Genomic DNA, 14,042 nt, shown 5'->3' on the forward strand with positions numbered 1-14,042 from the left:
GAAATGAGGTCTTCGCCGGTAGTGTGCCGCCGTTCTTTTCATCGGTGTTTTTCAAGGAACGAGCAGCACATGGAACGACGCAAACTTCTTGCATTGTCGACGGCCGTGCTGGCCCTTGCTCCCTTCGCCGCCGTACGCGCGCAGGACTCCAACAAGCCCTTCACCAACGAACAGCTCGACCAGATGCTGGCGCCGATCGCGCTCTATCCCGACGCGCTTCTCGCACAGGTGCTGATGGGCGCGACCTATCCGCTGGAGATCGTCGAGGCGGCGCGCTGGTCGCAGTCCAACCCGACCCTCAAGGGCGATGCCGCCGTGGCGGCGGTGAAGGACAAGAGCTGGGACGTCAGCGTGAAGTCGCTGACCGCCTTCCCGCAGACCCTGCAGATGATGAGCAACCAGCTCGATTGGACGCAGAAGGTCGGCGACGCGATGATCGGCCAGCAGAAGCAGGTCGCGGACTCGATCCAGCGCCTGCGCGCCAAGGCCGAAGCGGCGGGCAACCTGAAGTCGAGCTCACAGCAGAAGGTGACGACGCAGTCGAGCGGCGGCGCCAGCGCCATCGTGATCGAGCCGGCCAACCCGGAAGTCATGTACGTGCCGTACTACAATCCGGCTTGGGCCTATGGCCCGTGGCCGTACCCGGCCTATCCGCCACCGTATTATCCGCCGCCGCCGAACTACGGCGCGGCGCTGATGACCGGCATGATGTTTGGCCTGGGCGTGGCCGCGGGTGCGGCGATGTTCGGCGGCTGGCACTGGGGCTACAGCGGCGGCAGCTGGGGCGGCAGCTACACGACCGTGAACGTCAACAAGGCGACCAGCATCAGCGTCAACAACTTCAACGGCGATCGCTATCGCAATGGCCAGTGGAACCACGATCCGGCGCATCGCGATGGCGTGCCCTACCGCACCGCCGCCGAGCGCCAGGAGTTCCGCCAGGATCGCCCCGACGCGGCGCAGCGCCAGCAGTTCCGTGGCCAGCTCGACGGGCGCAGCAACTACACGCAGCGCCCTGCCGAGAACCGGCCGGCCGAGAATCGCAGCTTCGAGAACCGCGCGAGCGGCGATCGCGGCGCGTTCGACGACATCAATCGGGGCGGTGGCGGCGCCAGCCGCGACTTCGACCGCGGCAGCAGCTCGTGGGGCAACCGCTCCTGGGGCGACCATAGCTTCGGCGGCGGAGGCGATCGCTTCGGCGGTGGCGGCGGTGGTCGATTTGGGGGAGGACGGCGATGAGCGGCTCGATGTTCCGGCGCGGCCTTCTGGCCCTTGCCGTGTCCGTCGGTCTTGCAGGGAGCCTGGCCGGCGGCGCGATCGCGCAGCAGGCGACTCCGCCGGCATCCCAGGCGGCCGCGAAGGTCCAGGGCTTCCCGACGGCCGAAGCCGCGGCCAATGCTTTCACCGACGCGGTCCGCAAGACCGATACCAAGGCCCTGACGACCTTGCTCGGGCCCGAGTGGCGCGAGTTCGTGCCGACGACGACCGAGCAGCTCCAGGCCCGCCGCGCGGCCTATCTCGCGGCCTGGGACGAAGGACACGAGGTCAAGGTTTCGGGCGACAAGGCGACGGTCGTGGCCGGCAAGGCCGGCTGGACCTTGCCCATCCCGATCGTGAAGGACGGCGCGGAATGGCGCTTCGACGCGGTCGCGGGCTGGCGCGAGATGCGCCTGCGCCAGATTGGCCATGACGAAGGCTCGGTCGTGCAGACGATGCTGGCCATCGTCGACGCCCAGCGCGACTACGCCGCGATGGATCCGATGAAGACCGGCTCGCCGGTCTATGCCCGCCGGCTGCTCAGCTCGCCCGGCACCAAGAACGGCCTCTACTGGGAGACCAAGCCTGGCGAGCCGCAGAGCCCGCTGGGACCTGCGGTCGCCCGCGCCCAGGCCGACGGCAAGTCGCCGGATGGCCATTACGGCTACTACTTCCGGCTGCTCTACGCGCAGGGTCCGGACGCGCCGGGCGGCGCCCGCGACTACATCGTGAACGGCCGCATGATGGGCGGCTTCGGCGCCATCGCCTGGCCGGTGAAATACGGCGTCACCGGGGTGATGACCTTCATCGTCGACTACAAGGGCGAGGTCTATCAGCAGGATCTCGGGCCCGACACGGCGCAGCGCGCCGGGATGATGACGACCTTCAATCCTGATAAGGGTTGGGTGAAAGCGGACATGACGCCTCCGTAAGGGAGGCGTGCTTAGGGGGAGATTGAGTGATGAAGACCAAGGTCCTGATGCTGCTCGTCGCGGCAGGCTTCCTGGGTGGTTGCAACACCAGCAACCTGTCGGACGGCCAGACCGGCGCGCTGGTCGGCGCTGCGGCTGGTACGGGCATCGGCCTGGCGACCGGCGGCAGCTTCGGCGCGGTGGTCGGCGCGGGCCTGATCGGCGGCGCGGTCGGCTATCTCGGCGGCACCGCCATCGGCAACAGCAAGTAAGGGGAGACCGGCATGACCTCCAAGCTTCTCTGCGCGCTCGCGGGCTTCGGCGCCCTCGCGGCCGTTTCGGTCCCGGCGCAGGCCCAGGCTCCGGTCCAGGCGGCGACGCTCAGCTTCGACCAGGCAGCCTATGTCACCTGCCGCGAGGCGCACACGATGAACCCGGACGCCCGCAAGGCGCTGGCCATCTTCCTCGCCGAGCATTCGGCGCGCGTGCGCGGCGTGATGATCCCCGACAACGAGCAGGGCGCCCAGCTTGCCCATCTGGTGCGCGGCGGCTGCACCCTGTCGCCGGACGCCTACCTGTTCACGGTGATCGACCGCGCGATCGTGGCCGAAAGCTCGAAGCTGCCGAAGCGCAAGTAATCAGGTCAGCTTGATCATGACGTGCCTGGCGTAAGCCGGGCGCGCCATGAGTCGCTCGTACCACGCCCGGACGTTCTTCAGGTCCGGGCGTTCTATTTCCAGCGCATACCAGCGATGGATGAAGCAGCCGACCGGGATGTCGCCCATCGTGAAGTGCTGGCCCGCGACGTAGCGGCGGTTGGCGAGATGGGCGTCGAGGCGGCTGTAGAGCTTGCCGGCTTCCTCGGCCGCCTTCTTGATCGCACCCATGTCACGCTTCTCCGGCGGCGTGCGGATCAGGCCCCAGAAGGCGATGCGCATCGGCTCGGCAATGGTGCTGAGCTGCCAGTCCATCCAGCGCTCGGCCTCGCTGCGCAGGCCGGGGTCGGTCGGCCACAGGCTGCCGGCAGCGTACCTGGCCGTGAGATAGCGCACGACCGAATTGCTCTCCCAGATGATGCGCCCGCCATCGTCGACGGTCGGCACGATCCCGTTGGGATTGAGGTCGAGATACCATTTCTGGTCGTTGCCGCCGAACGCCCCGCCGACATCCTCGCGCTCGTACTTGAGCCCGCACTCGTCGGCGGCCCACAGCACCTTCATCACATTGATCGAATTGGCGCGGCCCCAGATCTTCATGGCGTTCCTCACTATGTATTGCTGATCAATTAACACCTCACCCTGAGGAGCGGCCCGCAGGGCTGCGTCTCGAAGGGTGGGCAACAGACGTGGTGCTCGTGCCCACCCTTCGAGACGCACCGCTTCGCGGTGCTCCTCAGGGTGAGGTCTTTATTGTTCCTGGTGCTCGCTCCTAGTGCGCTTCTGCCCAGTTCTGGCCGACGCCGGTATCGACGACCAGCGGCACGGTGAGCGAGGCCGCACTTTCCATGACCTTGCGCGTCACGTCCCTGGTCTTGTCGAGTTCCTTTTCCGGCACCTCGAACAGCAGTTCGTCGTGCACCTGCAGCAGCATCTTCGCCTTGAGCTTCGCGGCGGTGAGCGCAGCCGGCAGGCGGATCATCGCGCGCTTGATGATGTCGGCGCCGCCGCCCTGCAGTGGCGCGTTGATCGCAGCACGCTCGGCGAAGGCGCGCATGCCCTGGCTCTTGTCGTGGATGAAGCGCAGGTGGATCTTGCGGCCGAACGGCGTCAGCACGTAGCCGTGCTTGCGCGCGAACTCCTTGGTGCGCTCCATGTAGTCTCGGATGCCGGGATAACGCTGGAAGTACTTGCCGATGTACTCCTTCGCCTCCTGCTGGCCGATGCCGAGCTGGTTGGCGAGGCCGAAGGCCGAGATGCCGTAGATGATGCCGAAGTTGATCGCCTTGGCGCGGCGGCGCATCAGCGGGTCCATGCCCTTCACCGGCACGCCGAACATCTCGCTGGCGGTGATCGCATGGATATCGTCACCGCGCGCAAAGGCTTCCTTCAGTTCGGGAATGTCGGCGACATGCGCCAGGAGGCGCAGCTCGATCTGCGAATAGTCGGCGCTGAGCAGCTTGTAGCCCTGCTCGGCGATGAAGGCCTGGCGGATCTTGCGGCCCTCCTCGCTGCGCACCGGGATATTCTGCAGGTTGGGATCGGTCGAGGCGAGGCGGCCCGTCGCGGCGCCGGTCATGTGATACGAGGTGTGAACGCGACCGGTCTTGGCATCGACCTGGCGCATCAGCGCGTCGGTGTAGGTGCCCTTCAGCTTGGCGAGCTGGCGGTGCTCCAGGATCTTCACCGGCAGGGGATGGCCCTGTGCGGCGAGATCGTCGAGCACCGAGGCGTCGGTCGCCCACGAGCCGTTCTTGTTGCGCTTGCCGCCGGGCAGCTTCTGCTCGTCGAACAGGATTTCGCCCAACTGCTTGGGCGAGCCAACGTTGAACTCGCGCCCCGCGATCTTGTGGATCTCGCCCTCGAGTTCGCCCAGGCGCTTCTCGAAGTCGGTGCTCAGCTTCTTGAGCTTCAGCGCATCGACCTTGATGCCCGCGCTCTCCATCGTGAGCAGCACCGGGATCAGCGGCCGCTCGATCGTCTCGTACATCGACGTGACGCGCTCGGGCACCAGGCGCGGCTTCAAGCGCGCCCAGAGCTGCATGGTGACGTCGGCATCCTCGGCGGCGTAGTCGCGCGCCTTGTCGAGCGGCACCTTGTCGAAGGTGACCTGCTTGGCGCCGCTGCCGGCCACGTCGGAGAACTTGATGGTCTTCTGGCCGAGATGCAGTTCCGCCAGCTCGTCCATGCCGTGGTTGTTCTTGCCGGCATCGAGGACGAAGGAGATCAGCATCGTGTCGTCGACCGGGCCGATCTCGATCCCGTGCCGGCGGAACACCGCCATGTCGTACTTGATGTTCTGGCCGACCTTCAGCACCGCCGGGTCTTCGAGCAGCGGCTTCAGCTTGGCGAGCGCTGTTTTGAGCGGAATCTGCCCGTCGAGCAGTTTGCCGGCATCCTTGTCGCCGCCATCGCCCAGAAGATCGAGCGCGCCCTGTGCGGCGGCGCCGGGGACGCGATGCATCAGCGGCAGATAGGCCGCACGCCGGCGCGTCGAGTTGACGTCGCCCCACGGGCCCTCAAGGAGAGCCAGCGACACGCCGACAAGACCGGCATTGTTGGAATCGAGCCCGTCTGTCTCGCAGTCGAACGCCAGGGTGCCGGCCTTGGTCGCTTCGGCTATCCACTCGTCGAGCAGCTTCTCGTCCTGGATCAGCTCGTAGTCGGCCGTCGTGAAGTCGCGGTTAGGCTTCTTCGTCGACGAAGCGGCGGGCGTCGGCGTGGGCTCGGCCTTCTTCGCCGGTGCGGGCGCGGAGGTCGGCGCGACAGGCGCGGTGGCCTCGCCCAGTTCGTTGGTGAAGCGCTGGAGCAGCGTCCTAAAACCCTGTTGCTCCAGCCAGGGCAGCAGCACGTTTGGATCGGGCTTCCGCTTGTCGAAGGCCTCCGGCTCGGCCGGCGTCGGCACGTCGTCGCGCAGGGTCACGAGCTGCTTGGAGATGCGGATCAGCTCGGCGTTGTTCTCCAGCGACTCGCGGCGCTTGGGCTGCTTGATCTCCTTGGTGCGCTCCAGCAGCGCTTCGAGATTGCCATACTCGTTGATGAGCTGGGCCGCGGTCTTGATGCCGATGCCCGGCGCGCCCGGCACGTTGTCGGTCGAATCGCCCGCCAGCGCCTGCACGTCGACGACCTTGTCGGGCGTCACGCCGAATTTCTCGAACACCGCCTCGGGTCCGAGCTTGATCTTCTTGATCGGGTCCATCAGCTCGACGCCCGGCCGCACGAGCTGCATCAGGTCCTTGTCGGACGAGACGATCGTGCAGGTGCCGCCGGCCTCGACGGCCATGCGGGCGTAGGTCGCGATCAGGTCATCGGCCTCGTAGCCTTCGAGTTCGCAGACCGTGACGTTGAAGGCGCGCGCCGCCTCGCGGATCAGCGGGAATTGCGGGATCAGGTCTTCGGGCGGGTCGGGCCGGTTGGCCTTGTACTTGTCGTAGATCTTGTTGCGGAACGTGACGCTGCCCGCATCGAGGATCATCGCGATGTGGTCGATCTCGGGATTGTCCAGAAGGTCGGCCACCAGCATGCGGCAGAAGCCGAACACCGCATTGATCGGCGTCCCGTCCGGCCGGTTCATCGGCGGCAGGGCGTGATAGGCGCGGAACAGATAGCCCGAGCCGTCGATCAGGTAGAGGTGGCGGAGCGGCTTGTCGCCGTCTGCCGGGGTGGTCGCTGGAGCCTTGGATTTCGCCATGCCCAAGGCCTAGCACGCTGGGCCCTGCAGGGGGAGGTGGGGCTGTGTTACGATCGGTGCATGGCGATCGTTCTGTCCGAGAATTTCCGCGCGCTGTTCTACGCGCCTTTCTATGCAGCCCATGCGACGGGCGCCTTCAAGCGGGCCGGGGTCGAGGTCGAACTGCGACCCTCGCCCGATCCGCTGGCGGCGGCGCGGGCGCTGCGGGCTGGCGAGGTCGACGTCATGTGGGGCGGGCCGCTCCGGGTCATGATCGCGCGCGACACGGATCCTGCCTCCGACCTGGTCTGCTTCTGCGACGTCGTGGCCCGCGATCCGTTCTTCGTGGTGGGCGCGCGGCCGCGCCCCGACTTCAAGCTGGCCGATCTTCTCTCGGTGAAGCTCGCGACGGTGTCGGAAGTGCCGACGCCCTGGGTCTGCCTGCAGGACGACCTGCGGCGCGCCGGCGTCGACCCCGCGAAGGTCGACCGGATCACCGACAGGAGCATGGGCGAGAACGAGACGACGCTCCGCGAGGCCAAGGTCGATGCGGTGCAGGTCTTCCAGCCTTATGCCGAGCGACTGATCTCAACGGGTGCGGGCCATGTCTGGTATGCCGCCGCCAATCGCGGCCTCACGGCTTACACGACCCTGGTGACGCGGCGCGGCGTCCTCAAGGATCGCGCCGACGAACTCTCAGCGATGATCCGCGGCATGGACGCGACGCTGAAATGGTTCGCCACCGCGCCGTCGTTCGAGATCGTCGACGCGGTGCAGTCGTTCTTCCCCGACGTGTCGCGCGACCTGTTCGCGGCCTGCATCGACCGTTATCGCGCGCTGAAGCTCTGGGGCCCCGATCCGGTCATCCGGCGCGAAGGCTACGACCGCCTGCACGCGGCCATGCGATCGGCCGGCACGCTGTCGCGCGACATCGCCTTCGACGACGTGGTCGACACGAAGCTCGCGTCCGCGGCGATCGGAGCGGCTACTCGGGCTTGATGCCCTTGTCCTGGATGATCTTGCCCCAGCGTGCCGACTCCGCGCGCACGAAGGCGGTGAACTCGGCCGGCGTGTTGCCGCCGGGCTCGGCGCCGAGGGCGGCCATCTGTTCCTTCACGTCGGCGCTGCGCAGCGCCTTCACCACTTCGTCGAAGAGCCTGCCGGCGATGGTGGGCGGCGTGTCCTTCACGAGGAAGAGGCCGTTCCAGCCTACCACTTCGTAACCGGGCAGGCCGGATTCGGCGATGGTGGGAATGTCGGGCGCAAGGGCGGCGCGATGGTCGGTCGTCACGCCCAACGCCTTCAGCTTGCCCGACTTCACCAGCGGCAAGGTACCCGGCATGTTCTCGATCATGAAGCTCAACTGCCCGCCGACGAGATCGGCCAGCGCCGGTGCGCCGCCGCGATAGGGAACGTGCGTCACGTCGATGTTGGCCATCGAGCGGAAGAGCTCAGTGGCAAGGAACGGTGTGCTGCCGATGCCGCCCGAACCGTAGTTGAGTTGCGCGGGCTTCGCTCGTGCCAGTGCGATCAGTTCCTTCACCGAGTTGGCCGGCAGTGAAGGATGCGCGACCAGCAGGAGCGGTGCGGTGTTCACCAGGGTGAGCGGAATGAAATCCGTCATCGGGTCGTAGGGCATCTTCGCCAGCAGGAACGGATTCACCACCAGCGACGGGTTGCCCATCAGCATCGTGTAGCCGTCGGGCGGCGCCTTCGCGACGACGTCGGCGCCGACCGTGCCGCCGGCGCCGGGCCGGTTGTCGATGATGATCGGCTGGCCGAGCGCGGGGCCGAGATGTGCCGAGAGCAGGCGCGCCATGATGTCGAGCACGCCCGCGCCGGCGGGAAAGGGCACGACGATGCGGATCGGACGGTCGGGCCAGTTCTGTGCGAGGGCGGTGCGGGCGGTGGACGCGGCGAGCAGGGAGAGAGCGAGCAGGCGACGCTTGGACAAAGACAGCATCAGGCACCTCGGACAACTGACCGGACTGTAGTGCACTTGGCTCATCATGCCAGCGCGGCTTGCGAGGCATTCGCAAAAACCCGCGACGTTACGTGCCTTGCCGTGCGCGAAGCGCGGGACTATCTACCCCTCGTCATCGGGGAGTAGCCGGCCTCACCCCAGAGGCGGATGCGTCAACAGACTTGGTTCTCCGGAACCATGGCGCATTCGGCGACCGACGGTCCTTTAGGACCGCGCTTGGCGAGACCTTTGGCTTCCAGCACTTTCACCCGCGGGATCGGGCAGTGCGGGGAGTCATTGGGTTCGTGCTCGGTCCCGCTATGTGTGTCCGCCGTGGAAGCCTTTCTTGTTTCAACAGGACTCGTTGCTGTCGCCGAGATCGGGGACAAGACGCAGCTCCTGGCAATGATCCTCGCCACCCGCTATCGCCGTCCCGTTCCCATCATCCTGGGCATCCTGGTCGCGACGCTCGCCAACCATGCGCTCGCGGCGTGGGCGGGTGCGGCCGTCGCCGCGTGGCTCGGGCCGGATGCGATGCGCTGGATCCTGGGCGTCATGTTCCTCGCCATGGCGGTGTGGTGCCTGATTCCCGACAAGGCCGACGAAGGCCCCAAGGTCGCGGGCGCGGCTGGTGCGTTCATCGCGACGGCGGTCGCCTTCTTTCTGGTCGAGATCGGCGACAAGACCCAGATCGCCACCGTGGCGCTCTCGGCGCGCTTCAACGACCTCGTCGCCGTCACCGCCGGCACGACCTTCGGCATGATGATCGCCAACGTGCCCGCGGTGCTGTTCGGCGACGTGCTCTCGCGCAAGGTATCGCTCAAGCTCGTGCGTTCGCTCGCGGCGACAGCCTTCCTGGTGCTGGGCCTGATTGCGCTGCTGAAGCTCGACATGGGGTTGCTGGGAGGCTGACCACCTCCCTGCACGTGCCACGTCACAAGCTGTGAAAGTTCGTCGTCTTCTCGCCACACTCTTTGGCGAATTTCACACGGTGAGAAGTGACGGAAACGGCAGCCCTCAAGAGCGAAATCTGCAGGCCGAAGTCACCAAGGGATCCAGAAACGCTTGAGGAAAAGGCCGCGCGAACACGGGTCGCGCGGAGGAAGACGCATGCGTCGAGGCCGGCGCATCGAAAAGCGGGGAGAGCGTAAATGCGTAGCGGACACCCTTGGAAGCTGGCGGCCCTTCTCCTTCTCACGCTGGCGCCCGCGCTTGCGGGCTGCAAGGAATCCTCGGCCTCTGCCGAGCCCAAGGAAGCCCCACCCGAGGTCGGCGTGGTCACCGTCACGCCGCAGCCGCGCACGATCGTTCGCGAGCTTCCCGGCCGCATCGCGCCGACCCGCGTTGCCGACGTGCGGCCGCGCGTGTCCGGAATCGTGACCGCGCGAACCTTCAACCAGGGCAGCGACGTCAAACTGGGTGATGCGCTCTACCAGATCGATCCCAAGCCCTTCGAAGTCGAACTGCAGTCGGCCGAGGCGGCGCTCGAAAAGGCGAGGGCGGGGCTCGATCTCGCGGTGCCGCAAGCCACGCGTTCGACGGCACTTGCCAAGACGCAGGCCATTTCGACGGCACAGCATGAAATCGCCGTTGCCACGGTGGCGCAGGCCAAGGCCGAGGTCGCCGCGCGCGAAGCCGACGTGGCGCGCGCCCGTCTCAATCTCGACTATGCGACGATCCGGGCGCCGATCAGCGGACGCATCGGCGCCGCGCGGGTCAGCGAAGGCGCGCTGGTTGTGCAGAACGACGCGACCAATCTCGCGACCATCCAGCAGCTCGATCCGATCTACGCCGACTTCACGCAGTCGGTGGGCGAGCTGAACAAGCTGCGCCGCGCCCTCGAGGCCGGCGAGCTCGAGCGCATCTCGCCCGATGCGATCAAGGTGAAGCTCCTGATGGACGACGGCTCGGTCTATCCGCTGACCGGCAAGCTGCTGTTCTCCGAGGCGCAGGTCGATGCGTCGACCGGCCAGGTGACGTTGCGCGGCGAGTTCCTCAATCCCGATCGCGAGCTGCTCTCGGGCATGTACGTGCGCGTCCTGATCGAGCAGGGCGTCGACAGCGACGCGATCAGCCTTCCCGAGCAGGCGATCCAGCGCAACGGCGGCGGCGGCGCCGAGGTGTTCGTCGTTAAGGACGACAATCGCGTCATCGTGCAGCCGGTGCGGCTCGGCCCTGTGCAGGGCGGCCAGTGGCTGGTGCTGGACGGGCTGAAGTCGGGCGACCGGGTGGTCGTCGACGGCTTCCAGAAGTTCGCCGCCGGCGACAACGTGAACCCGCGCACGATCAGCGCGGAGGCGGCGCCCGAGGGCGGCGCGGCGAAGTCCCTCAGCGCGACGCGGTGAGCGGCGACCCATGCCGAGCTTCTTCATCGATCGCCCGATCTTTGCCTGGGTCATTGCGCTTCTCATCTGCCTGATCGGCACGATCTCGATCCCGCTGCTGGCGATCGCGCAGTATCCGATCATCGCGCCGCCCTCGATCTCGATCAGCACGAGCTATCCCGGCGCGTCGCCAGAGAACCTCTACAACAGCGTCACGCGCCTGATCGAAGAGGAGCTGAACGGCGCCTCGGGCATCCTGAACTTCGAATCGGCCAGCGATTCGCTGGGCCAGGTCGAGATCATCGCGAACTTCCAGCCCGGCACCGATCCGGCGATGGCTTCGGTCGAGGTACAGAATCGCATCAAGCGGGTCGAGGCGCGCCTGCCGCGGGCGGTGATCCAGCAGGGCATCCTGATCGAGGAAGCTTCCAGCGCGGTGCTGCAGATCATCACGCTCAGCTCCACCGACGGCAGCCTCGACGAGGTCGGCCTCGGCGACTTCATGGTCCGCAACGTGCTGGGCGAGATCCGCCGCATCGACGGCGTCGGCCGCGCCACCCTCTATTCGACCGAGCGCTCGCTGCGCATCTGGGTCGATCCGGCCAAGCTGGTCGGCTTCAACCTGACCTCCGACGACGTGACAAAGGCCATCAATGCGCAGAATGCGCAGGTCGCCTCGGGCAGCGTTGGTGCCGAGCCGAGCCCCGCGCACCAGAAGATCTCGGCGCTGGTGCTGGTGAAAGGCCAGCTCGCCTCGCCCGACGAATTCGGCGCGATCGTGCTGCGCGCCAATCCCGATGGCTCGACCGTGCGCTTGCGCGACGTGGCGCGCGTCGAGGTCGGCGGCATGGGCTACCAGTTCAACACCCGCCTGAACGGCAAGCCGACCGCCGGTCTCTCGGTGCTGCTGGCGCCGACCGGCAATGCGCTGGCGACCGCCGGCGCGGTCGAGGCGAAGATGAAGGAGCTGTCGCGCTTCTTCCCCGCCAACATCACCTATTCGATTCCCTACAACATCACGCCGGTGGTCGAAGCCTCGATCCAGAAGGTCCTGATGACCCTGGTCGAGGCGGTCGTGCTGGTCTTCGTGGTGATGTTCCTGTTCCTGCAGAACATCCGCTACACGATCATCCCGACCATCGTGGTGCCGGTGGCGCTGCTCGGCACCTGCGCCACGCTGCTGGCCGTCGGCTACTCGATCAACATGCTCACCCTGTTCAGCATGGTGCTGGCGATCGGCATCCTGGTCGACGATGCGATCGTCGTCGTCGAGAACGTCGAGCGCATCATGGCGGAAGAGGGGCTGTCGCCCAAGGACGCCACGCGCAAGGCGATGAAGCAGATCACCAGCGCCATCATCGGCATCACGCTGGTCCTGGTCGCGGTGTTCCTGCCGATGGCGTTCTTCCCTGGCTCGGTCGGCATCATCTATCGCCAGTTCTCGGTGACGATGGTGGCGGCGATCGGCTTCTCGGCGCTGCTTGCGCTGTCGCTGACGCCGGCCCTGTGCGCGACCATGCTGAAGCCCATCCCGGCCGGCCATGCGCACGAGAAGCGTGGGCTGTTCGGCTGGTTCAACCGCAAGCTCGATGGCATCCGCGACCGCTACGTCACCACGGTCGGCTGGTCGCTGAAGCGGACGGGGCGGATGATGGGCATCTACGCTGCCCTCCTGATCTGCCTGTCGTGGGCGTTCGTTCGCCTGCCCGGCGGCTTCCTGCCGATCGACGACCAGGGCTTCATCACGACCGATGTGCAGGCGCCGTCCGACGCCTCGTACAATCGCACCAAGGCGGCGGTCGAGGCCGTGGAGCGCTACCTCGCGGGCCGCGAGGGCGTCGACAACGTGACCTTCCTGACCGGCTACAGCTTCCTCGGCCAGGGCGTGAACACGGCGCAGGCCTTCATCACCCTGAAGGACTGGTCCGAGCGCGGCCCCAACGAATCCGCCGCCGCGATCGTCGAGGACATCAACCGTGCCATGGCGTCGGTCCGCGACGCCGAGATCTCGGCGCTGCAGCCGCCGCCGATCGACAATCTCGGCAACTCCGCGGGCTTCAGCTTCCGCCTGCAGGATCGCGGGCAGAAGGGCTATCCGGCGCTGATGGCGGCCACACAGCAGCTCCTTACCGCGGCGAATGCGAGTCCCATCCTGCGCAACGTCTATGTCGAGGGATTGCCGGAAGCGCCGCTGGTCAATCTCGTCATCGACCGCGAGAAGGCGAGCGCGTTCGGCGTCACCTTCGAGGACATCAACAACACGATCTCGACCAACCTCGGCTCGGCCTACGTCAACGACTTCCCCAATCGCGGGCGCATGCAGCGCGTGATCGTGCAGAGCGATTCGGCGGGCCGCATGAGCGCCGACGACATCCTGGCCTACAACGTGAAGAACGCGCAGGGGCGGCTGGTGCCGTTCTCGGCTTTCGCCAGCGTCGAATGGTCGAAGGGCCCGACCCAGATCGTCGGCTTCAACTACTACCCCTCGGTCCGCATCAGCGGCGAGGCCGAGCCCGGCTACACCAGCGGCGACGCCATCGCCGAGATGGAGAAGCTGGCCGGCAAGCTGCCGCGCGGCTTTGGCTACGAATGGACCGGACAGTCGCTGCAGGAAAAGCTCGCCGGCTCGATGGCGCCGCTGCTGCTGGGCCTGTCGGCGCTGCTGGTCTTCCTCTGCCTGGCGGCGCTCTACGAGAGCTGGACGATCCCGCTCGCCGTGCTGCTCACGGTGCCGCTCGGCATCAGCGGCGCGGTCATCGCGGCCAACCTGCGCGGCCTGCCCAACGACGTCTACTTCACGGTGGGCCTGGTCACGATCATCGGGCTCGCCGCCAAGGACGCGATCCTGATCATCGAGTTCGCCAAGGAGCTGCGGTCGCAAGGCAAGCCGCTGGTCGCGGCGACGCTGGAAGCCTGCAAGCTGCGCTTCCGGCCGATCCTGATGACCGGCTTCGCCTTCGTCTGCGGCGTGCTGCCGATGGCGATCGCCGTGGGCGCGGGCGCCAAGAGCCAGCAGGCGCTGGGCACCGGCGTCATGGGCGGCATGATCGCCGTCGTCGTCCTCGCCCTGCTGATGGTGCCGGTGTTCTTCGTCGTCGTGCAGCGCGTGCTGGCCCGCGATCGCGAGAAGCCAATCGAGGCGGCGGAGCCCGTTGCGGAACCGGCGAGGCCTGCGTCCCCGCAGGCGACGTAGACGCGGAGTCTTTTCGATTCGAATCGCGTCTGGTTTCCAAACAATAACCTCACCCTGAGGAGCGCTCC

General features: G+C 66.8%; 11 protein-coding genes and 1 riboswitch. Of the genes, 8 read left to right on the forward strand and 3 right to left on the reverse strand.

The features are described 5' to 3' along the window. Positions 1-69 precede the first annotated feature (69 nt). Genes AC1RP5_RS05900 through AC1RP5_RS05915 form a run of 4 tightly spaced genes read left to right on the forward strand, consistent with a single transcriptional unit; the run spans position 70 to position 2,806 of the window. Positions 70-1,239 (forward strand): DUF3300 domain-containing protein, encoded by a 1,170-nt coding sequence (locus AC1RP5_RS05900; RefSeq protein WP_493109669.1) that lies wholly within the window; start codon positions 70-72, stop codon positions 1,237-1,239. Next, on the forward strand, positions 1,236-2,189 hold the full coding sequence (locus AC1RP5_RS05905; protein ID WP_493109670.1) for a DUF2950 domain-containing protein: 954 nt from the start codon (positions 1,236-1,238) through the stop codon (positions 2,187-2,189). The genes AC1RP5_RS05900 and AC1RP5_RS05905 overlap by 4 nt, the downstream gene beginning before the upstream one ends. Before the next feature lie 29 nt (positions 2,190-2,218). Then, on the forward strand, positions 2,219-2,440 hold the full coding sequence (locus AC1RP5_RS05910; protein WP_493109671.1) for a YMGG-like glycine zipper-containing protein: 222 nt from the start codon (positions 2,219-2,221) through the stop codon (positions 2,438-2,440). A gap of 12 nt (positions 2,441-2,452) precedes the next feature. Next, positions 2,453-2,806 (forward strand): HdeA/HdeB family chaperone, encoded by a 354-nt coding sequence (locus AC1RP5_RS05915; protein WP_493109672.1) that lies wholly within the window; start codon positions 2,453-2,455, stop codon positions 2,804-2,806. Here AC1RP5_RS05915 and AC1RP5_RS05920 read toward each other — a convergent pair whose 3' ends face one another. Together AC1RP5_RS05920 and polA are read right to left on the reverse strand one after the other, a co-directional pair. Beyond that, a complete protein-coding gene (locus tag AC1RP5_RS05920) occupies positions 2,807-3,424 on the reverse strand; it encodes a glutathione S-transferase family protein (protein ID WP_493109673.1) in 618 nt (205 codons plus the stop codon). It lies immediately after the preceding gene. Between the two features lie 172 nt (positions 3,425-3,596). Further along, positions 3,597-6,515, reverse strand: a complete 2,919-nt coding sequence (gene polA, locus AC1RP5_RS05925) for a DNA polymerase I (protein ID WP_493109674.1) — start codon at positions 6,513-6,515, stop codon at positions 3,597-3,599. Between the two features lie 60 nt (positions 6,516-6,575). On the opposite strand from polA, the gene AC1RP5_RS05930 reads away from it, so the two are divergent. After that, positions 6,576-7,493 carry an ABC transporter substrate-binding protein gene (locus tag AC1RP5_RS05930; protein ID WP_493109675.1) on the forward strand — a complete coding sequence of 306 codons (918 nt, stop codon included), beginning with the start codon at positions 6,576-6,578 and terminating at the stop codon, positions 7,491-7,493. On the opposite strand, the gene AC1RP5_RS05935 is transcribed toward AC1RP5_RS05930, so the two are convergent. Then, positions 7,480-8,457 (reverse strand): Bug family tripartite tricarboxylate transporter substrate binding protein, encoded by a 978-nt coding sequence (locus tag AC1RP5_RS05935; protein ID WP_493109676.1) that lies wholly within the window; start codon positions 8,455-8,457, stop codon positions 7,480-7,482. The genes AC1RP5_RS05930 and AC1RP5_RS05935 overlap by 14 nt on opposite strands. A 126-nt stretch (positions 8,458-8,583) precedes the next feature. After that, a riboswitch (yybP-ykoY riboswitch) is annotated at positions 8,584-8,684 on the forward strand. Between the two features lie 106 nt (positions 8,685-8,790). Here AC1RP5_RS05935 and AC1RP5_RS05940 point away from each other — a divergent pair. From AC1RP5_RS05940 to AC1RP5_RS05950, 3 genes are all read left to right on the forward strand, one after another. Then, complete coding sequence (locus tag AC1RP5_RS05940; protein WP_493109677.1) at positions 8,791-9,369, forward strand: TMEM165/GDT1 family protein; 579 nt, start codon at positions 8,791-8,793, stop codon at positions 9,367-9,369. Positions 9,370-9,608: 239 nt separating this feature from the next. Continuing rightward, positions 9,609-10,802, forward strand: coding sequence for an efflux RND transporter periplasmic adaptor subunit (locus AC1RP5_RS05945; RefSeq protein ID WP_493109678.1), 1,194 nt, complete (start codon positions 9,609-9,611; stop codon positions 10,800-10,802). A gap of 10 nt (positions 10,803-10,812) precedes the next feature. Further along, on the forward strand, positions 10,813-13,974 hold the full coding sequence (locus AC1RP5_RS05950; protein ID WP_493109679.1) for a multidrug efflux RND transporter permease subunit: 3,162 nt from the start codon (positions 10,813-10,815) through the stop codon (positions 13,972-13,974). The last annotated feature ends 68 nt before the right edge of the window (positions 13,975-14,042 follow it).

The sequence above is a fragment of the Reyranella sp. GW821-FHT12G01 genome (genome assembly GCF_058806575.1).